Raw genomic sequence first — 366 nt, 5'->3', positions numbered from 1 at the left:
AAAGGGGATATCTTATGATTTCAGCAGCAATCGTCGGTGGCACAGGATATACAGGTATTGAGCTGATTCGCTTACTATCCGCTCATCCTGAGGTTTCTATTGATTTGCTAACGTCACGTAGTGAAGCGGGTACACGTGCTGATGAGATATTCCCAAGCTTACGCGGTATCTCGGATATTGTCTTTAGTGACTTGGGTGATGATACGCTTGCCACCTTACAAAAATGTGATGTGGTGTTTTTTGCCACGCCACATGGTGTCGCGATGAAACAAGCACAAGCGTTGACTCAAGCAGGTGTACGAGTCATCGATTTGGCGGCTGATTTTCGTCTCCAGTCATTGACGGAGTTTGAGCATTGGTATAAAC

Annotated in this window: 1 pseudogene; it reads left to right on the top strand. The window is 45.9% G+C overall.

Annotated elements, in window-relative coordinates:
* Window positions 1-14 precede the first annotated feature (14 nt).
* Window positions 15-366, top strand: a pseudogene (locus AAEZ03_RS26240) (N-acetyl-gamma-glutamyl-phosphate reductase); the annotation flags it as partial.

Source organism: Pseudomonas sp. HY2-MNA-CIBAN-0224 (assembly GCF_040310285.1).
Classification (GTDB): Bacteria; Pseudomonadota; Gammaproteobacteria; order Pseudomonadales; family Pseudomonadaceae; genus Aquipseudomonas; species Aquipseudomonas helleri.
This window is presented reverse-complemented; position numbering and strand designations above follow the sequence as displayed.